Here is a 20,466-nt window from a genome sequence, read left to right as displayed (position 1 = left end):
TCAGTTATCAGCTATCAGCTATCAGCTATCAGTTATCAGCTTATGGGCTAGATCACAGGCTAGAAGCCTGTGCCACCCACGCTACGGGAACAGCCAAAGGCAAACGGCTGACGGCTGACGGCTGACCACTGACCGCTGACCGCTGACCGCTGACCACTGACCAGTGACCACTGACCGCTGACTGCTTACATATCAGCTTTTGAAGGCAGCCAATCTTGATCTAATAATTGTTCGAGAGCATAGGGACAGTCTTCAGGAAATTCAATCATCATACCGGTTTTTTTTCTGACATATTTTAAAGCTTTTTGATAAACTTTGGCTTGATTTTTTTGTAAATGATTGCGGAGGTTTTGAGTTAAATAGTCCTCAAGTTGACTTCTAAAGCTCATAATTTCCGCTTGCCAATGGTTCGCGTTATAGTCATATTGCTCTTGCCAATAGTTCAGGAGTAATAAATGTCTGATAATTTGTTCTAAAAAACTTTCAACTGTTAATTTATCTCGACGTCCCAATCCTTCTAATTCCTCAATTAAATGCTCTATGTCGAGATTGTCTAGTCGTTTTTCTTTTAGTAGTTTCAGGGTCTCTATTAACCATTTTTCATTATCAACATCATACAGATAATATAAATCACTTATTTGAGTCATTGCTGTACTCTATAGCGGTTTTAAAGCTAGTAAGGAGTTTTTGGGTTTTAGGGAACAGGGAACAGGAAACAGGGAGCAGGGAGCAGGGAGCAGGGAGCAGGGAGCAGTAAAGTCAAAAGAGGGAAGAAGTAAAAAACTATGTGTACCTCATTAGGGTAAAAAAAAGCTATACTTCCTTTGTTACTAATCACTTGTTACTAATCACTTGTTACTAATCACTTGTTACTAATCACTAATCTATCCCACTCCTGATTTTGCCAGATCATTATCCACCGTTACATGCCCAGACTTTCTAAATACTCTGCAATAACTGCAACGGCCTTATTGGCATTTCCTTGTTGGCCACCTTCTGGACAGTGAGCAATAACGATAGCCGTTTTGCTTGCCTGGAGAGTAACAGCTCCGAAATCTTTCTGTTTTCCATAAACAACTTTTCCATCTTCCTCCCGCAAAAATTGATACTTTTGCCCCTCAATCGATATACCTCCTGCCATGAATCCCGAGAAATCCTTTGACTTAAAAGCATTAGCTATGTTTGTGCTTTCATTAGGATTGAGCTTTAAGGCATTAGGATGAGCATCTGTAGTCCAGTTAGCACCACCATCAATACCTATGATACTAGCTTTATCAACATGAACAGTTCCATTAGCGTCTTTAGATTGTCCAATTAGATTATCAATGTAGCTATCCCAAGACATTTTCTTTAGTTTCCTTTAAAATTTTAATTCTTAGCAAATTATACAATGTTTTACAGCATTTTTCAATTGGTTGAGGTATAGATTCCTGGGTTTTAGGGAACAGGGAACAGCGGATCTGGGAACAGGGAATGGAGAACAGGTAAAAAATCCTGTGTACCTTATAGTTATGAAAAACGCAGTAAGTCCAATTGGTATGATCAAAGCCAATCAAATAGACGGTTTAGTTTAACGACAGGAGTTCCTTCCCTGACTGTTGACTGTCAACAAAAAAAACAATCCCTTAAATTATGCAATTTAAATCTGGATCAGCTCACTAATCCCTAATCCCTGCTCCCTGATCCCTAGGGTGCATCTCAATGCATGCAAAAACACTCATGAAAATAGAAGCATAATATCATGTTATAACAATTACTCTTAATAAAAATCTCCCCCATCTCCCCATCTCCCTATCTCCCTATCTCCCTATCTCCCCACCCTCCCCGCGCCCCCGCCCCACACTTCCCACACTCTTCCCCCGATTCCCGATTCCCGATTCCCGATTCCCGATTCCCGATTCTATTTAACTTTCATACATTTCTAACGGCAATCCATCTGGGTCTTGAAAAAACGTAAATCGCTTCCCAGTATGCTCATCAATTCTAATTCTTTCTACATCCACTCCCTGGGATTTGAGATAATTAACCGACGCTTCAATATCATCGACTTGAAAGGCTAAATGTCTCAATCCGCAAGCTTCGGGACGACTAACTCGTTCAGGGGGATTAGGAAAGGAAAATAACTCAATCCTATCCCCATCACCCACTTGTAAATCCAATTTATAAGACTTTCTCGCAGCTCGGAAGGTTTCTTCAATAATCGGAAACCCTAAAATATCCACATAAAACTGTTTCGATTGTTCATAATCTGAGCAAATAATCGCTACATGGTGAAATCCTTTAGTCTTCATAAAAATAATCTTAAATTAAGTAATAAATGAATAATTTTCAATCAACAAAGATCATCCCCCATAGTATGGAACCAGATTCAACCAACTTTTGAGGATTTTGCTAGACTGGCAAATATAAAACCCATCATCAAAAGGATATATATCCAAAGGATAAGGAAATTATCTATGCCCCCAACCCTACTTCTATCCAAAGAACTACCTACTCTGGAATACCAATCCACATCCTCAAGCTTTGATGAAAGCTGGAGAGCTCCCCTTTCCACTCTCCTGGGATTAGGACGAGCAGCTGGTGCTGATTTCATTGAGTTTTTCCTAGAGCGGGTCAACTACATCAGCTGTCTTGCCGAAGATGATGCCATTACTAGCATTTCTCCCCGCCTGTCTTCTGGTGCTGGTATCCGAGTATTTCGGGGTAAGTCAGATTGCTATGTTAGCACTAATGACTTATCCTTTCCGGGGCTAAAAGCGGCTTTGGAGAAAGCCCTGTCGATTCAAGGGCTGGAATTACCTACCCCTAATGCCTTTATCCCAGAAACTAACCTGGAACTGTTGCGGGATTACGCTACTGCTAAAGGCAAAGACACTTGGCTATCCGGTTGCAGTTCCATGGCAGAAATGGGAGAAGTACTCCTGGATGCCAATGGGGCACTCCAGCGCAAGGCTAGCCATGTCCAATCCCGACGGGCTGTTTATTTCCGGGATTGGCAGGAAGTTCTGGTAGCAGCTAGTGATGGCACCTTTGCCAGAGATATTCGTTTAACTCAGTCTGTGGGATATAACCTACTATGTGCTGATGGCGACCATCGCTCTTCTATTGGCAAGCGTGCTGGTAGTACCGGTAACCCAGAGTTTCTAAGAGCCTGGGATTATAATGGTACTGCTGAGGAAGTTGCTGAATCTGCTGGTAAGATGCTCTATGCGGATTACGTAGAGTCTGGTACTTACCCGATTATCATGGCCAATTCCTTTGGTGGGGTAATTTTCCATGAAGCCTGTGGACACCTGTTGGAAACGACCCAGATTGAGCGAAAAACTACTCCGTTTGCTGACAAAAAAGGCGAGAAGATTGCTAACGAAAGCCTCACCGCCTGGGATGAAGGGTTATCTGACAATGCCTTTGGAACCATTGATATGGATGATGAGGGCATGCCAGCCCAAAGAACTCTGTTGATTGAAAATGGCATACTGAAGAATTTTATCGCCGACCGGGCAGGGTCTCAGCTGACTGGACACCCCAGAACAGGTAGTGGCCGCCGTCAGAATTATGCCTATGCTGCTGCTTCACGGATGCGCAATACCTACATTGCTCCTGGTGATTACGAGGTAGAAGATTTATTTGCTTCTATCGATAAAGGTATTTACTGCAAGCGCATGGGCGGTGGTAGTGTTGGTGCTACTGGGGAATTTAACTTTGGTGTCGATGAAGCCTATTTGATTGAAAATGGCAAAATCACTAAACCGCTGAAAGGGGCAATTCTGATTGGAGAAGCTAAGGAAATTATGAATAAAATTTCCATGTGTTCCAAAGACTTAGGATTAGCCGCTGGTTTCTGTGGTTCCATTAGCGGCAGTGTTTATGTAACCGTAGGTCAACCTCATATCAAGGTAGATTCGATTACGGTTGGTGGACGGTAAGTTACCCCAGCAGCCAGGCTTTGGGACTAGTGTTAGACTATCATCTCCGGTTGAAGACTTATCGTAAGCATTCAGCTAATGCGCTACGCGCACGCTGCGCAAACAGTCATCAGCCGTCAGTTAATCAACGGTCGGTAGTAAACCAGCTGGGGGGTGCTGGTACGGCTGGTTGAAAATCCCTGCTCGTTTTACTGATCCGACCCCGTGCAGTTAAAGCGCCTGCTAGCACCTCAAGTAGCGTGCGCGTAGCGCTAATCGCTGACCGCTGATAGCTGATAGCTGAATGCTTACATCCGAAGTGATTAACCGGATTTGATATCATCGCTCTTTTTTTTTGTTAATCAAAACATTCACAATCTAAACATAAGATGACCAAGATTAATGAGATAGCTGATTCGGCGATTGCGATCGCAAAACGCCTGGGAATTGAAAAATTCGATATTTATGGCTCTGCAGTGGATGAAGCTGGTGTTCAAGTAGACCAGGGTGAGCCAAAACAGGTTGAGGCATCTAATCGCTCTGGTGTAACTGTACGGGTTTGGAATCAAGACCAGAAAGTAGGCATTACTTCAACTACCGATACCAACCCAACTGGGTTGGAACTAGCCTTAAAAACCGCTTATGAGGCGAGTAGTTTTGGGGTGAAGGAAAACGCCCCAGACTTTAGCCCTGAGTCAACAGTATCGATTCCAGAGATTCCCAATAATCAAGTGCCTCAACAGCCAGTATCTAAATTAGTAGAAACCCTACTGGATTCAGAGAAAAAGTTACTGGACGCTCACTCAGCTATTGCCGGAGTTCCTTACAATGGACTATCTCAACGGGATGTTGAGCGCTTTTATCTCAATAGTGATGGGGCATTGCGCCAGCAAGCTAGCTCCTCGGCTTCCATTTATCTTTATACCAAAACTGAGGAAGAAGGGAAAAAGCCCCGTAGTGCTGGTGCCTATAAGATTAGTCAAGGTTTAGAAACTCTGGATATTCAGACTTGTCTGCAAGAAGCTGCTGAGAAAAGCATCAGTCACTTGAACTATGAGAAAGTTAAGTCCGGAAAATATCGGGTAGTGTTCTCTCCCGAAGCTTTCCTGAGTCTACTGAATGCTTTTTCTAATTTATTTAATGCTCAAAATATTCTAGACAAGCAAAGCCTCTCGACTCCAGAGTCTCTAGGTACTCCAATTGCTTCTCCTTTGCTTTCTGTCTGTGATGATGAGCTACATCCAAAGAATGTGGCACCGGTCTATTTTGATGGAGAAGGAACACCTACTCGTCGAGTACCCATAATTACAGAAGGGGTGTTAAGCAATTTTCTGCACAGTGCTGGCAGCGCCAAACGCCTGAATGCTAAACCAACAGGTCATGCCAATATGGGGGCAAAAGTTACAGTTAGCCCTAATTTCTATCATGTTTTTCCTGGTCAATCTGCTGAACAAGAGTACAGCTTGGAGCAAGCCGAAAATGTGATTTGGATTGATGAGGTGAATGCGCTTCATGCGGGAGTTAAAGCACTCGAAGGTTCCTTTTCTCTACCCTTTGATGGTTGGATGGTGAATAAGGGAGAATTAACTAGTATTGATTCGGCAACGGTAGCCGGAGATTTTCGGGAACTGCTGAAATCGATTATTTATGTGGAAAAAGAGCCTGAGTTTACCTCTGGTGGAGTGTGTCCAAAAATCTGGGTTGATGGTTTGTCCATTACTGGGGATTGAAGGTTAACAGGTTTAAGGTTGTTCGCGTAGCGTGGCCTTTTGGCCAAGGTTGTTCGCGTAGCGTGGCCAAAGGCCAAGGTTGTTCGCGTAGCGTGGCCTTTTGGCCAAGGTTGAAGGTTAAGAGGTTGACGGTTAAGAAGTTGAAGGTTAAGAGGTTGACGGTTAAGAGGTTGACGGTTGACGGTTGATTAATAAAACTGAAAAGTTAGTAACTTTTTTAAGCATTCAGCTGATAGCTGAATGCTTATTTTTTTAGATTAACTCCCCGGCTAACCTGTCGCGCATTTAAATTGGTTATCATATCATATCATGTCAGGATAATTACCCTGTCTTGATGCAGTCGCTCATGGGGGAAACCCCCAAGACCGCGCTGCATCGCTTAATAAAAATCTCCCTATCTCCCTATCTCCCTATCTCCCCATCTCCCCATCTCCCTATCTCCCTATCTCCCTATCTCCCCATCTCCCCATCTCCCCACCCTCTCCTTAATTATGGGTATTCAACCGAACATGATATTACCTATTCCCTGTTCCCTGTTCCCTGTTCCCTACAGCTTACCACTCTACATATAAAATATTATCCATCCACGGCAGCTTAACAACTCGTATGCTCCAAGGAATTCTATCTAGTAAAATATCGTAAGTTTCACGTTCAACCTGTAGCAGCCAACTACCATCACGAACTCTCACCATACCGTTTCTCTGCAAAAAAGCTGTTCTAAATCCTTCTATTGATGTATTTTTCAAAATAGACCAATTTTGAATCACAGCAGATAATAAGTTTTCAGATTCTGCTCGTTCTTGTTCGGTGATTTCTAAATTGGTGTCTATAGGTTCTAATAAATCTATACCGCATAGTATTTTATTAAGAGGTAAACTGTGTTCTGGTATTTCTGTTGAGTTATCAACTAAATACTGGAGTAAAAGGGCTGCTCGTTCAGCAGATATGGTATTAATAAAAATCTTATCTTGTACCAGTCCTATTTTGACAAAGAAGCGAGTCAGAAATGGCCATAGCAAAATTAATCCTGCATTGTAAATGTAGATTTCATCAGAGTCACTAAAAGTATTGACAACATCTGGAAATCTGGTTTGATTAGACTTGAGTTCTTGTTGGATGTTGAATTTAAGAGTTTCAAGACTTTTCTGTAGTTGTTTGAAGCGTGTAATCAGGTCTGATGACCTTTGGACTTGGGCAGGATTATTGATTGCATTTCGTAATATTTCTATTTCAGTCTTAAGTTGATTAATTTGCTGTTTATGTTGGGGTAATATCTGGCTATTTAAATCAAGGTGTTGCAATTCCCTTACTAGGTATTCCAGTTGTTCCCTTTCTTTAATAAACTGTGTCTCTTGGCTGGGGATTTTGATTCTATCTAAGATTTCTGGAAGTTGACTTTTAAATCCTTTTCCTTGTTTGACTAGATGCTCTATCTTGGGAACAATACTATTGATAAAATCAGGATAGTTAATGTTATTACTGCTGGCAATATGTAATAAATTTTCTTCGATTAACTTGAGCTTATCTACTTGAGTATTACTATCTGAGGAGATACTGAAAAGTATTCCTTGCCATATCTCCAATCGCAATTTGGGTTCCGGAATATTTCTGGTCTGGTCTAGCTGTTCCAAGACAGCTTTTATGTCTGTATTATAGTCGGCAATAAACGGGACTGAATCCCCAGTAAACAATCCGGCTATTTTTAGGAGTATTGAATCGGAAAATTGGTAAATAAGGCGCTGCAAATGCTTGGGATTTTTTAAGCAAAGCTTAACAATAGACTTGACCTGATTTGGGAAATTGGTGATCAAGCGATCGCAATAGTCTTCTAGCTCTTGTTTGCTTAAATTTTCCGGGAGTATACCGGTTTGGATAAAGTCGCTAAAAATCTCTAGTTGTGAAGCTCTTTCTTCTGCTCTAATCAACTGTGTATCTTGCCTAGGGATTTGGATTCTATCTAAGATTTCTGGAAGTTGACTTTTAAATCCTTTTCCTTGTTTGACTAGATGCTCTATCTTGGGAACAATACTATTGATAAAATCAGGATAGTTAATGTTATTACTGCTGGCAATATGTAATAAATTTTCTTCGATTAACTTGAGCTTATCTACTTGAGTATTACTATCTGAGGAGATACTGAAAAGTATTCCTTGCCATATCTCCAATCGCAATTTGGGTTCCGGAATATTTCTGGTCTGGTCTAGCTGTTCCAAGACAGCTTTTATGTCTGTATTATAGTCGGCAATAAACGGGACTGAATCCCCAGTAAACAATCCGGCTATTTTTAGGAGTATTGAATCGGAAAATTGGTAAATAAGGCGCTGCAAATGCTTGGGATTTTTTAAGCAAAGCTTAACAATAGACTTGACCTGATTTGGGAAATTGGTGATCAAGCGATCGCAATAGTCTTCTAGCTCTTGTTTGCTTAAATTTTCCGGGAGTATACCGGTTTGGATAAAGTCGCTAAAAATCTCTAGTTGTGAAGCTCTTTCTTCTGCTCTAATCAACTGTGTATCTTGCCTAGGGATTTGGATTCTATCTAAGATTTCTGGAAGTTGACTTTTAAATCCTTTTCCTTGTCTGACTAGATGCTCTATCTTGGCAACAAGATTAGTTAAAAGCTCAGGATAATTAATCCGATTACTGGTGGCAATATGTAATAAATTTTCTTCGATAAACTTGAGCTTATCTACTTTAGTATTACTCTCTGAATAGAGGCTGAAAAGTATTCCTTGCCACATCTCCAATCTCAATTTTGCTTCCGGAATATTTCTGGTCTGCTCTAGCTGTTCCAAGACCGGTTTTATGTCTGTATTATAGTCGGCAATAAACGGGACTAAATCCCCAGTCAACAATCCGGCTATTTTGAGGAGTGTTGAATCCGAAAATTGGTAAATAAGGCGCTGCAAATGCTTGGCATTTTTTAGACTTTGCTGAACAATAGACTTTACCTGATTTGGGGAATTGGTGATCAGGCGATCGCAATAGTCTTCTAGCTCTTGTTTGCTGAAGTTTTCCGGTAGTATACCTGTTTGGATAAAGTCGCTAAAAATCTCTAGTTGTGACGCTCTTTCTTCTGTTCTAATTAACTGTGTCTCTTGGCTAGGAATTTGGATTCTATCTAAGATTTCTGGAAGTTGACTTTTAAATTCTTTTCCTTGTCTGACTAGATGCTCTATCTTGGCAACAAGATTAGTTAAAAAATCAGGATAGTTAATCCGATTACTGGTGGCAATATGTAATAAATTTTCTTCGATTAACTTGAGCTTATCTACTTGAGTATTACTATCTGAAGAGATACTGAAAAGTATTCCTTGCCATATCTCCAATCTCAATTTGGCTTCCGGAATATTTCTGGTCTGCTCTAGCTGTGCCAAGACCGGTTTTATGTCTGTATTATAGTCGGCAATAAACTGGACTGAATCTCCAGTAAACAATCCGGATATTTTGAGGAGTATTGAATCCGAAAATTGGTAAATAATACGCTGTAATTGCTTGGGATTTTTTAAGCAAAGCTTAACAATAGACTTTACCTGATTTGGGGAATTGGTGATCAGGCGATCGCAATAGTCTTCTAGCTCTTGTTTGCTTAAGTTTTCTGCCCACCACGGTAGCATCCCTGTTTGGATAAAGTAGCTAAAAATCTCTAGTTGTAAAGCGCTTTTACTAGCAATCTCTGATTTGCCAATTTGATCAGATAGTCTTTGATAGCTCGTTGCATTTACAGAGGTAATTTTATTTTGTCCTATATTTTTGCCTGTCTCTCCCTCTGTTCTACCAAGCAGTGGTGAAGACTCACCCAACTCAGTCTTAGGTTGTGCCTGTGTTGAAAAACTGGAACTTGAGTGGCTAATTTGTTCTGCTAATTGCTGTTGAATTTGTTCTAGTATTTTGTCAATCAATTCCTGTTCTAGATTATTGATATCGATATTTCCTAGGTCTATTTCTAGGGTATTAATTCGATGTATTGTGTCTAAATCGCTGAACTGATTAAACAAATTATCAATCAGGGGGAGGATTTTATGGCGATATATTATACTTACCTCGTTTTGCAGTTCAAAAGCACCTTGTTGTGAACTTAAATTAAGTTCTATAATCTGTTTTTTGATAATATGTCGTTGTTGGTTCACTTCCAAAGGCTTTAACAAATAACTTCAAAATCTGTGCCGATAGTCATATATCCAAGGACGCTAAATGATGTTATACCAACACGACCAATTTCCAAGGCTTCTATTAGGTTATTAGTCGTACTCTTAATAGGAACAGGTGTGGTCTTTTTATCTACAATTGTATTTAACCAGTGAGTGTAAGCCGTTTCAAAATTTAGCATTTTTGTTTTATTTAACCAGTGGAAATAAGGAGTTATATGGGCTGGTATTTCCGCACTGATAATGTTATAAATTAGTTTTTTAAAGTTTTCTTCTCGAAAGCGAGGTAGCCAATCAGGGAATACAAAACTGATTTGGAAAGAGTAAGGATCTATCGGGTGATATAATTGTACCCATTTTCCTGTTTCTGATTCTACAACTTCCGTTTCTATTTCTATATCGAATGTATCTTGTTGAACCTGTAGAAGTAGTGATACGAGTTGGTATAACCCTGTATGTATGAGGAGAGTACAGGCTAAAATATCTACTTTTGACCACACCCTAACAGAATAAATCCCATTGTAATTACGTGTGTTAAATATTTGTATTCGTTCATTGTTTGAAAGTCCGTGTTTATCAGACACACAAGTTACTATTGTGTTTGAATCTGTTCTTTTAAATTCCGAAATTGGATGACCAAAATCTAAAAAATTGAGAGCATACCATTTTTGTAAAATTATTACCAAAAGTAACGATAGTGCAAAGGTTTCAGTACCCTTTAAAATGGCTAACGTGCCAAATTGGGATGCTCCCAAAAAATTAGGGTTTTGCTTGGAGTCGTTACTGCTGCGAGGACGAAGTAAAATATGTTCGACTATATGGAAACCTTCGGTTTCATCCGATTCATTGCAGAGAGCCAAAGTTTTTCGATGGTAAGGAATTCCTAGTAAACTACAAATTCTTTGTTTTAGTCCCGATACGTTGTCTGTATCCCAAACCTGACTGGAATCAGTGTAATTAAATGCTTTACCTCTTCCGGCGCTAATTTGGGGATACTTCTGTAATAAATTAATTTTATCATCAATCAGCTTATCATCAATCAGCTTTTCCTCCAGGATTAAATCATATAAAAGTAAGGAATAATCTGTGAACTTTTCACAAAACTGTGCCATTAAATGATCTAGGAAACGGTTTCTTCTTATCTTATCAATATCATTCCATTTACCATCTGGTGAATTTTGCTCAAAGTTTAGGATTTCTGGCGCACCTGGAATGCTATAAAGTTCCTGGTAAAAGTAGGTTGTCTTGTTCTTAGTTTGAAAATCTAATAAATCTTTAGTGTGTTCTAATTGAGCCAAATAGTTAGCTAAAAGTTGATCAAAAAACATTAAATAAGCTTGCAGTTGCTTGGCTTGAGCCTTGCGTTTGGGGGATGCAGAAGCCGGTAAACCTATTTCTCCAATACCGTAAGTAGCAGGAAAATCGTTTTGAATTGATTCATAGTCAGATAATTCTCGGTATTGCCCCACTGGGATGGGGATATCTTTTATTTGTGTGGTTGATGGTGTTTTGGGATTTTTTTGTCGTAATGATTCCAGATAATTTTTAGCTTTATTCAGGTTCGGATTGCACGAAATTTGTCCTTTGCAAAAGGTGATGTTACTTGTCAAGCAATCTATATATTTGAGTTGGGGTGTTAGATTAGGATCTAATGCTAACGCCAATTCTTCTGATTCAGATGAATTGTCCCTTGAAATAGTAATGCTTCCAACATTTTTTATCCCTGGAATATCTGAAATAATCGAAATTAGGTCAGAAGTGCGCAGTTGGTCTTTCTTGATAAAACTATCAAGTTTTTCATCGTCAATGAAGCCGTGTTCCAGGGGAACACCATCAAAGATTGCTTCAGGAGTTTTGCCTTGATCCAGTAGTTCTTTTAATGTAAAAAAATGTAGGTGAGGAGAAATAAAATTATCTAAGCCCAAATATATCTGTGCCATTAATTCATTCACATCAAATCCTTCTTCAATCTCAATCTCGGCAAAGATGGTGATTTCTTCAATGGGTAAAATTTCGACTGAGGCAAAATCTTCACACAGATTTCGATGCTGATTAAGTTTAGATTTTACTTTTTCGATGAGACTCGCTTCGTCAGAGACATTTTTGTCTTTTTCGATTAGTACCCGATAAAGTCCATTTAAGTTGACTTGCTGAGTGCGTTTAGAAGCTTCAAAAGTTAAGGTATGACGAAGGGAATCGTAATAAATTGGGGGTTGTGAATTCTTAATGGGTTTAATCCATGCATTTTTAACACCATCGATGTCGATTAGCAGTTTGCGATAATCATTAATTGTGAGGGGATTAACGGTGAGGATTTCTCTGGCGGTGAAAAACTGTTTCCTATTTTCTCCAGCAGAAGGTACAAGCAAGTCTTTCATCTCGAAGTCAAGGCGATAGCTTAAATCCGTGATGGCATAGCAGAGTTGCTCTAGGATTGTAATGCCGGGATCGTGGGTATTGTAGTCTGTCCACAGTTTCCCCCCTAGGCGTTCGATGTGCTTGATTCCTTCTTGTCGCAATAAGGCGAAATTCATGCCAGGATGTGCTGGGGGAGCGTTGGAGATGGTAAGGTTTTCAGTCATGGTGATTGGGGAAAGATAGTTTATGCTTGTTTATTTCCACAAGATTTATCTTAATTTTCAATTGCTTCCGTTTCTAAAACCTCCACCGTTTCTGGTTCAGATGCAGCACCATTATGTTTAGTTAACTCTTCTTCTAATACCTGAATTGCTCCTTGGATGCGGAGTAATGTTTCACGGACATTGGCTTGTTTGGCTTCTAAATCTGCGATTACTTTTTGTCCTGATTCAAATTCGGCTTTGAGTTGGGTTAGGCGTTTTTTTAGTTGTTCTTTCATGTTACTTTATTACTGATTTGTTTAAGTGCGAATTTCCCTGCTCGGATGGGTTAGGAGTGGGTTGGGAGGTTCTTAATCCAAGGCGATCGCACTGATTATTTCCAAGCCTTTTATTGGTAAAATGCCATGACCACAAGTGTTCTTCCGCCACCGAAGCCATCTAGGCATGATGGGTTGCTAGTCCACCTTGCCACATTGTCGCCAACTTTCTTCGACTGGAGCTTAACGGTATGCTCACCTGTCCCAAGCGGCAAGACGACATTGCCATTCAAATTCACATTAGGATGATTAGAGCTATGGGCTTGAAAGTGCGAACCAGATTGGGGACAGCCATTACCGTCCACGACTAGCCTTGTTGCAACGAGATTACGACCTTTACAATTCCCCTCTGGTTGGACATTAATTGAATAGGTACAAAAAATTATTGCTTTTCTATCTAGGGTGAAAGTAACTGATGTATCGGAAACATCTTCCCACCCCGCGCATGTGATAGAAACATCAGTCTCTGGTTGGGCTGCCCATATTCCAGCCAAAACCCCGCCACCTTTAATTTTTCCTAACACATCCAGCTTTGCCTCTGGACTATCCGTACCAATCCCCACATTGCCCTTTCCAGGCATTAAGGCAATATGATCGTGACAATGATTAGATGTTCCAATCTCCAGTGTCTTTGCCTCTGGTTCGCATCCTCCACGGTAATATCTGATCCAGGCAGCATCACCACAACTTAGTTGTATCGCTCCAGTTACAGTTAGGTTTTTTACTGAAAGCTCCTGACTCGCAGAACCAGAAAAACGTGTTTTTGTGTCTACATAGGTTTTAATTGCTTTCTCCGTTGGTATTGCACAATCGCTATTACCTTCGAGAGTACAATCACAAGAAAATTCATTCACCGCTACTCCCTGTTGTAGCTTAAGATTGCCCTTCACTTCTAGTTTTGCCCCTGGATTTGTCGTCCCAATCCCCACATTACCATCTTTGGTGACGTTGAATACATCACACGCTTCTGCTGTAGAAAAGCTCAATCGCCCACCAGGTTTATTGGCAATTTCTACCCGATTATTCAATCCTTCGTTGGTGGAAAGTTCTAAGACGGTTAGGTTAGTGCAAGATTGAAATAAGCCTACTGCATCTGATCCTAGGACATGAAACTTGTGAGTTGGATTGCTCGTCCCAATCCCCACATTGCCCTTTCCAGGCATTAAAACAATATGATCGTCACAATGATTAGATGTTCCAATCTCCAGTGTCCTTGCCTCTGGTTCACCTCCTCGACGGTAATATCTGATCCAGGCAGCATCACCACAACTTAGTTGTATCGCTCCATTTACAGTTAGGTTTTTTGCTGAAAAATCCTGACTCACAGAACCATGGATAAGCGCTTTAGTATCGGCATAAGTTTTAATTGCTTTCTCCGTTGGTATTGCACAATCGCTATTATCTTCGAGAGTACAATCACAAGAAAATTCATTCACCGCTACTCCCTTTAGTAGCTTGAGATTGCCCTTCACTTCTAGTTTTGCCCCTGGATCTATCGTCCCAATCCCCACATGGCAATCTTTGATAACCATCTGTACTGTTCCGTCAGTACCAGGGTTCAGTTCATTGTTATCATGAGTACCACCTTTGTACCAAGCAAAATTATTGTCAGTGCGGAAATATTGAGTGCTATCCTGTATCCCTATCCCGTAATTATTATTACACATGTTAATTATCTGTCTTGTGGGTGTATCAAAGCTAAGACTTCCTGAGACAGATAATTCCTTTGTAGTTGTACGCCCATCTACCAGTAGGTTGTTATTCCCTGGCTCGGAATCACCACCAACGTGCAAACCGCCATTTATAGAGAGTTTAGCCCTTGGATTTGTCGTCCCAATCCCCACATTGCCCTTTCCAGGCATTAAGACAATATGATCGTCACAATCATTAGATGTTCCAATCTCCAGTGTCGTATTTTCTCCTGAATTTCCACAACGGTAATACCTGATCCAGGCAGCATCTTTACTCCCATAATCCGGTTCTTTACTAAAGAAAATACCGTTGTTTTTTTTATTCCCCGCACTTGGTTTAATTACTCCATTTACAGTTAGGTTTTTGGTTGAAAAATTCTCACTCGGAGAACCATTGAGAAGTGCTTTAGTATCGGCATAGGTTTTAATTGCTTTTTCCGTTGGTATGGCCAGATCGCTACAACCTTCGAGAGTACCATCACAAGAAAATGCATTCACCGCTACTCCGTAGCATAGCTTTAAATTTCCCTTAACTTCTAGTTTGGCATCTGGACAGGTCGTCCCAATCCCCACATTGCCTGATTCTCTATCAATGGTTAAATGTTTTCCTTTTGAAACGCAGTCGCTATAGCTTTCTATATAGAATTTGTTGTCTGGATTCCCAATGTACTTAAGGTCAAAACCCCAGTTTGCTGCGGTCGATTCTCGCAATTGAATGGTTGCATTATCATTATCTCCTTGACCCCAAATCTTCAGGACAGGTTGATCTCCTTTAATTTCCAGCTTGGCCTCTGGACAATCCGTCCCAATCCCCACCTTGCCATCTTTATTAATCAGAAAAATCGTATCCTTTAACTGATCATCAATCCGCAAAGCATCTTCATGACACGTCTGCTGAATATGGAGTTTCGCCGTCGGCTGATGATCGATACTCAGTCCCATATTCCCGTTACTGCTGTCAATAAAAAGCTTGCTCTTGCTAACTTCACCAGAAGCAGAATGAGATATATTTAAACCTACCTTGTTTCCATCACGCTTTTGATTAATACTCCAAGTCTTCGTATCACCCGCATAAAAATCCAACAGTTTCTCATCCGTACCTTGGGCGGTAATCTTGAGGGGGGCGGTAATCTTGAGGGGAGTATCTGCCCCAGCCGGGTTTTCTATGCCATCATCTTTTATATTGAGGGTGGAATCAATAAAGTCGGCAAAATCCTGTTGAGAAGGCTTTTTACCTGTCTTGAATAATTGTTTTAGTTGACTTCTCTTCTTTTGAACCATGCTCTTTAACTCCTTTTAACTAACTTCAAAATCAGTAACAATACTCATATAACCAATCCCCTCAAAATCCTCTTCATCATAAGATTTTTCTGTGCCCATCAGGTAGATAATATGTTGAGGGGCAGAAACCAAAATTGAATCAGGATGTTGCACCTGGGCAAGATTAGACGGAATCACCCGATAATAGATATCTGACTTGCCGCCAGATCCAGCTTTAATGCCGACTTGCTCAATTAATTTGAGATAGCCAACATAATCTACATAGGGTCTTTTATCAATAAAATGGATCACTGAGGAATTAGGGATTGAACTACCAAAGGTAATATATGCTTGTTCTTCATAGGCCCACGGGGACAAAAAGCGTTTAATATCTTCATTGAGTTGTTTGAGATAGTTCCCCTGGTCACATCCAGCGCTAAAACCGATACCCACTTTGTATTGAATGGGTTTGTAGCGGGGATTTTTTACCACGATTTGCACAAATGGGGAGGTATAGTTTTGCAGGTATGCCTGGATTTCCTTTAGTAAGTAGGAAGGTGCTTTGGGTTCCAGGGGAAAGAAAGGCGCAGTATTCGCCACGTCGGGAATTACCACCACAGTTACCTTGGCATCACCAGGATTGTGGTTGCCAGCAGCAGAGGTGATACATTTCACCTTATAGATTTGGGGAAAATGTTCCAATACCAGGCGTTCGTAATCCCAGGCGGTTATAGCCCTCTGTTTATGGCGCAGTCTTTCACTCACCCGCATGGTGAAGGCGCGATTGTCTTCTTTTGGTTTACCGCCAAAGGAACTATAGGGCTGTTGCACTGTGTTGATGGCGGGATCTCGTGTTACAAATCCTTGAATGGAATTAGCTGCGAGGGGTTTACTTAAATGGTCGGCTGCATTCCCCTGATTCACAAAGGTCGCCCTGACTGCTTGGGTTTTGATGTCCAGAGTATCAGGAATGGCAGCAGCGTTTTCCGTAACACTGGCTCGTAACCAATGTAAACCACTGGGTAATAATTGCTGCTGACTGGTGGCTCCCTCAGGGATACTCAAGCGGATAATCCCCGAATCCACTAACCCGTTGGTACTATCGGAAAGCATCTCTGTATCTTTAAATTCTCGCCAAGAATTACCACTCAAGTAACTCCAGTGAATCTGTGGCGGAGTTAGTTCCCCATTGCCACTGCCCGGTATCATTTGGAAGAGGATGGAAATGTTTTGGGGTGGTTGCAGATTGCGGATACCGATGTATAAAGTGCCTTCTTCGTGATAGTTCGGTAAGAGTTTATATTTGTTGTCTTGATTGAGAGAAAGGATATCGGCATAGCCAAAGGGATGAAGTTGGAAGATTTGACTAGAGTGAGGTTGATTTGGGGCGTTTTTTAGGTCAATCTCCTCTGAGGCGGTATAGTCGAGGAAGATGGCTTTAACTTGCGGGGTGTAAGGGAGATAAACTGGCAGGGATTTGATATCATTATCCGTTGACAAAGCCACCTTAGTTGATACTACTGGATATAAATCATGGGCAAAATCTGGGCTTTCTAATTCCAGTTGAAAATACCTTCTTTGTTCAAAAGGATCGTCTGTATCGGTTTCATAGGAAGAAGTATCCAGAGAATAGCCTGGAATTTGATAATTGAGGTGAATTGGATTACTTAAAGTATTGTCTTCTTGGGTAAAGATAGATTTGGAGCTTTCAATCTCCACACAGCTTCGGTTATTAAAAAGCTTCAAACTGGCTTTAAAGCTATTATTAGTAATTGCCTCCGGAATTACCTCGGTGCTCTTGTATACCTCATAATGGGTGGCGAAGTCTTGAGGAAGTCCCATCCAATCGATATTGATGGCAAGACTATCTAATTTTTTGGTGCTAATTTCTCGATTAGCGAAGTAAAACCCCGAACCTGCTTTAGGATTATTGCCAAAGGGTTGAAAAGGAGTTTTGGGATTTAGTACTGAGTTATCGTTCCGCAGTTGGACATCTTGACTATTTTCTACTTTAACTTGTATTTTGACTTTTTCTGATTTTTCTAAGGGTATTGATTTAAATTCCTGGTAAGTATAAATAACTTTTTCTGGAGAATTTTCTTGTAGTGATAGTTTCAAGATAATTTTTACCACCGGATGGGCAGTTGCAAGGGAAAAATTTGACTCATCTGGTTTTGGTGGCAAAATAGCAGGTTGGGTGGAATCAAGGGTTAATTTAAATTGTAATTTTAAATAGGATTTAGATGCTTCTTCTGCTTCTTCTGCTTCTTCTGCTTCTTCTTCTGCTTTTTCTGCTTCTTCTGCTTCTTTTACTTCTTCTGCTTCTTTTACTTCTTCTGCTTCTTCTGCTTCTTTTACTTCTTCTGCTTCTTCTGCTTCTTTTACTTCTACTTCAAATGATTGAGGTTGTATCCATTGCTTTTCACTACTCAAGTAAATCTCAAAAGGTTTTTTACTTAGTATTTCTTGAAACTTTTCTCGATTCAAATTTTCCTCGTGTAATGGGAAGGTAAGGGTAATAGTCCGTGTACCTTCTTGCAACAACAAGACGGGAGAAGTAACGGCAAAACCGATGGAATTTTGTGAGGTTTGAGTAATGTTGCCAAAAGTCTTAAAACGTTGTGCTTTAGTTGCTTGTCCCTCTTCTGCCTCAATTATAGAACTGGCATGGATATTTTTAATTTCGGTTTTTCCAATAGGAGGATAAGTAAAGTTCCTTTTTTTTGTTTGCGCTTTCTCAACGAGGCGATAGACTTCTTTCCAGTTAGTATTTTCTGTAGTAGCTTGGATTTCCATAATCTTCCGGAAATCTGCCACACTCAGATACAGTTCTTCTTTGACATATCTAATAACTCGCTCTTGGGTAAGATGATCAAATATCTCTTGGAGAGTTGTATAACCATTAGGCATTTCCGGCAAATCATCACCAGGATTAGGATGACCAAGAGCCAATTCCATCATGCTCTTGAAATCAGGCTTTTCTGGATCTTCGGACTGTTCTAGCTTTCCTTTTAAGGCATTACGCCTCCCCATGGTAATTTTTTTTCTGTAGGCTTTTTCAATTATTTTATAAACTTCGTTCCATTCCAACTCTGTAGGTTCTTCTATATCTGCTTCGGCCTTATTAATTTCTCGTTCATGGATATCAAAGCAATAGTTAAAATCGTCTGTGTTGAGGAAAAATAATTGTTCTGTAATATAAGTAATATAAGAGGTTATGTTATTATCTGTTTGTTGATTATCTTGAGTCGCTTGATAAATAGTTCCTTTGAGATAATTAATATCAACATCAACATCAACAGTTTGACCATCAACTTGAACATTTATCTTAGGAAGTTGGTCTCCTTGCTCGGGGCTACCAACCGCCCATCGCAGCATATTTTCAAAACTTTGATCGCTCTTATTATCTTGATTATGAATTTCTTCTAAACCAATAGATTTTTTTTCTATAAATAACGTTTTGATGCTGGCTACTTGAGCTTGATTAACAACTATATCTTCATCGGTGGCATAGTTAATATTAACCCCTTCACTATCTTGTCCAGCACTGAGCAAAGTCCCCTTGTTAATAAGATGGGCCTCTTCTCCTTGCTCCAGCTCAAAAATCCCATGAATTTTGTCTGGAACTTCCTCTTTTGTCCTTAACTGCAGTACCTCTTTATAATAAAAATCGAGATATCTTTGGGTCAGTGCCTTGAACTGTTGCTGAGGATAACGTAATAATTGTAAAAACGTGAACAACAAAACTAGATGAGGTTGGGCTAATTGCCGTTGTGTCGATGGCTCGTCTGCGAAGCTTTCCGGGTTATTAATGTAAGCAACCATTTGCTCAACATCTCCCGCAAAGAAACTCGACCAATCCCCATTTATCCGATTGGACTCATCGTAATAGTTTAGTTTTGTGGCATACTCTTGTACGAAGGTGATTAAATCAGAAACATCGCGCTCATCTACGGAAACATAATCTGGTTCGAGTTCCCTTAGCAAGCGTCCGCGCTGACTAACGCCATCCCGAAAAATTTGATGTATAATTTTATTGTTTTTATTCATAGCTAAATTCTACATCATTGATCAGGATGGCGGATGTAAACTTTATTAACAAGCTAATCTCAAAAAAAGTAATAAATATTTATATAAGGAACGAAAATTAAATTTAGTGTAAGCATTTAGTTATCAGCCGTCAGCTAATGCGCTACGCGCACGCTACGCGAACAGCTGTCAGCTAATGGGCTAGGCTCACGCTACTTGAGGTGCTTATGGGCATAGGGCAAGCTACACCGAACATTGAATAAGCGATGCAGCAAGGGCACAGGGGAGGCAGGGGTAGGGTGGGCAAATAATGAGAGGCATGACAATAAGATCATCAATCATATCCATTTGCCTAAATAAGCATTCAGCACTCAGCGGTCAGCCTTCAGCTTTCCATAACTCAGTGGGGTAGTGGGGTAGGGTGGGCAAATAATGAGAGGCATGACAATAAGATCATCAATCATATCCATTTGCCCACCCGACAAAAGCGATCGCACTACAAAAGCGATCGCACTAAAGGAAGTGTGGGGAGATAGGGAGATAGGGAGATAGGGAGATAGGGAGATAGGGAGATAGGGAGATAGGGAGATAGGGGAAATTTTTATTAAGGGTAATTGTCATAACATAATATTAGCATTCTATTGCCGAAGAGTGTTGTTCCAAAAGCTGATAGCTGATAGCTGATATAGCAATCCGTGTAGGAATTGATAGATTTTTTTCCCTACTCCCTGTTCCCTGTTCCCTGTTCCCTGTTCCCTTTGCTATAGCTGATAGCTATCCATCGCATTTCTTTACATTCTCCCTCAA

General features: G+C 40.4%; 12 protein-coding genes. 3 read left to right on the top strand and 9 right to left on the bottom strand.

Going from position 1 to position 20,466, the window contains the following annotated elements; translation table 11 throughout:
- Nucleotides 1–185 precede the first annotated feature (185 nt).
- The 4 genes from BJP34_RS33600 to BJP34_RS33590 form a co-directional block, all read right to left on the bottom strand.
- Entirely contained in the window at nt 186–647 is a 462-nt protein-coding gene (locus BJP34_RS33600; protein ID WP_070396084.1) for a DUF29 domain-containing protein, read from the bottom strand.
- A 47-nt stretch (nt 648–694) separates the two neighbouring features.
- Nucleotides 695–838 carry a hypothetical protein gene (locus BJP34_RS45165; protein WP_158517627.1) on the bottom strand — a complete coding sequence of 48 codons (144 nt, stop codon included), beginning with the start codon at nt 836–838 and terminating at the stop codon, nt 695–697.
- A gap of 84 nt (nt 839–922) precedes the next feature.
- Nucleotides 923–1,345: a profilin gene (locus tag BJP34_RS33595; RefSeq protein ID WP_070396083.1), complete on the bottom strand. Its 423-nt coding sequence runs from the start codon at nt 1,343–1,345 to the stop codon at nt 923–925.
- 559 nt (nt 1,346–1,904) lie between these two features.
- On the bottom strand, nt 1,905–2,291 hold the full coding sequence (locus BJP34_RS33590; RefSeq protein WP_070396082.1) for a VOC family protein: 387 nt from the start codon (nt 2,289–2,291) through the stop codon (nt 1,905–1,907).
- 165 nt (nt 2,292–2,456) lie between these two features.
- Here BJP34_RS33590 and BJP34_RS33585 point away from each other — a divergent pair, with 165 nt between their 5' ends.
- The 3 genes from BJP34_RS33585 to BJP34_RS41690 all read left to right on the top strand — a co-directional run bounded on the left by BJP34_RS33585 (nt 2,457) and on the right by BJP34_RS41690 (nt 6,233).
- Nucleotides 2,457–3,926: a TldD/PmbA family protein gene (locus tag BJP34_RS33585; RefSeq protein WP_070396081.1), complete on the top strand. Its 1,470-nt coding sequence runs from the start codon at nt 2,457–2,459 to the stop codon at nt 3,924–3,926.
- A gap of 368 nt (nt 3,927–4,294) precedes the next feature.
- Entirely contained in the window at nt 4,295–5,635 is a 1,341-nt protein-coding gene (locus tag BJP34_RS33580; RefSeq protein ID WP_070396080.1) for a TldD/PmbA family protein, read from the top strand.
- Between the two features lie 334 nt (nt 5,636–5,969).
- Nucleotides 5,970–6,233, top strand: coding sequence for a hypothetical protein (locus BJP34_RS41690; RefSeq protein ID WP_149031326.1), 264 nt, complete (start codon nt 5,970–5,972; stop codon nt 6,231–6,233).
- Here BJP34_RS41690 and BJP34_RS33575 read toward each other — a convergent pair.
- The 5 genes from BJP34_RS33575 to BJP34_RS33555 form a co-directional block, all read right to left on the bottom strand.
- On the bottom strand, nt 6,190–9,765 hold the full coding sequence (locus tag BJP34_RS33575; protein WP_229424504.1) for a contractile injection system tape measure protein: 3,576 nt from the start codon (nt 9,763–9,765) through the stop codon (nt 6,190–6,192). The genes BJP34_RS41690 and BJP34_RS33575 overlap by 44 nt on opposite strands.
- An 11-nt stretch (nt 9,766–9,776) precedes the next feature.
- On the bottom strand, nt 9,777–12,365 hold the full coding sequence (locus tag BJP34_RS33570; protein WP_070396078.1) for a hypothetical protein: 2,589 nt from the start codon (nt 12,363–12,365) through the stop codon (nt 9,777–9,779).
- A 50-nt stretch (nt 12,366–12,415) separates the two neighbouring features.
- Nucleotides 12,416–12,640, bottom strand: coding sequence for a hypothetical protein (locus BJP34_RS33565; RefSeq protein WP_070396077.1), 225 nt, complete (start codon nt 12,638–12,640; stop codon nt 12,416–12,418).
- A 110-nt stretch (nt 12,641–12,750) separates the two neighbouring features.
- Entirely contained in the window at nt 12,751–15,651 is a 2,901-nt protein-coding gene (locus BJP34_RS33560) for a hypothetical protein (RefSeq protein WP_070396076.1), read from the bottom strand.
- A gap of 15 nt (nt 15,652–15,666) precedes the next feature.
- The gene (locus tag BJP34_RS33555) at nt 15,667–19,680 is read right to left on the bottom strand and encodes a baseplate J/gp47 family protein (protein ID WP_070396075.1); all 4,014 of its coding nucleotides are present in this window, start codon (nt 19,678–19,680) and stop codon (nt 15,667–15,669) included.
- Nucleotides 19,681–20,466 lie beyond the last annotated feature (786 nt).

It is taken from the genome of Moorena producens PAL-8-15-08-1, assembly GCF_001767235.1.
GTDB classification, from domain to species: Bacteria; Cyanobacteriota; Cyanobacteriia; order Cyanobacteriales; family Coleofasciculaceae; genus Moorena; species Moorena producens_A.
The sequence above is the reverse complement of the archived record's forward strand: the minus strand, read 5'-3'. Positions and strand labels throughout refer to the sequence as shown.

What these genes read in the sequence shown, in the direction of transcription:
- BJP34_RS33600 (WP_070396084.1), bottom strand. Translation starts at nt 647, where the DNA reads ATGACTCAAATAAGTGATTTATATTATCTGTATGATGTTGATAATGAA.
- BJP34_RS33555 (WP_070396075.1), bottom strand. Translation starts at nt 19,680, where the DNA reads ATGAATAAAAACAATAAAATTATACATCAAATTTTTCGGGATGGCGTT.
- BJP34_RS33585 (WP_070396081.1), top strand. Translation starts at nt 2,457, where the DNA reads ATGCCCCCAACCCTACTTCTATCCAAAGAACTACCTACTCTGGAATAC.
- BJP34_RS33560 (WP_070396076.1), bottom strand. Translation starts at nt 15,651, where the DNA reads ATGGTTCAAAAGAAGAGAAGTCAACTAAAACAATTATTCAAGACAGGT.
- BJP34_RS33565 (WP_070396077.1), bottom strand. Translation starts at nt 12,640, where the DNA reads ATGAAAGAACAACTAAAAAAACGCCTAACCCAACTCAAAGCCGAATTT.
- BJP34_RS33580 (WP_070396080.1), top strand. Translation starts at nt 4,295, where the DNA reads ATGACCAAGATTAATGAGATAGCTGATTCGGCGATTGCGATCGCAAAA.
- BJP34_RS33590 (WP_070396082.1), bottom strand. Translation starts at nt 2,291, where the DNA reads ATGAAGACTAAAGGATTTCACCATGTAGCGATTATTTGCTCAGATTAT.
- BJP34_RS33595 (WP_070396083.1), bottom strand. Translation starts at nt 1,345, where the DNA reads ATGTCTTGGGATAGCTACATTGATAATCTAATTGGACAATCTAAAGAC.
- BJP34_RS41690 (WP_149031326.1), top strand. Translation starts at nt 5,970, where the DNA reads ATGCAGTCGCTCATGGGGGAAACCCCCAAGACCGCGCTGCATCGCTTA.
- BJP34_RS33570 (WP_070396078.1), bottom strand. Translation starts at nt 12,365, where the DNA reads ATGACTGAAAACCTTACCATCTCCAACGCTCCCCCAGCACATCCTGGC.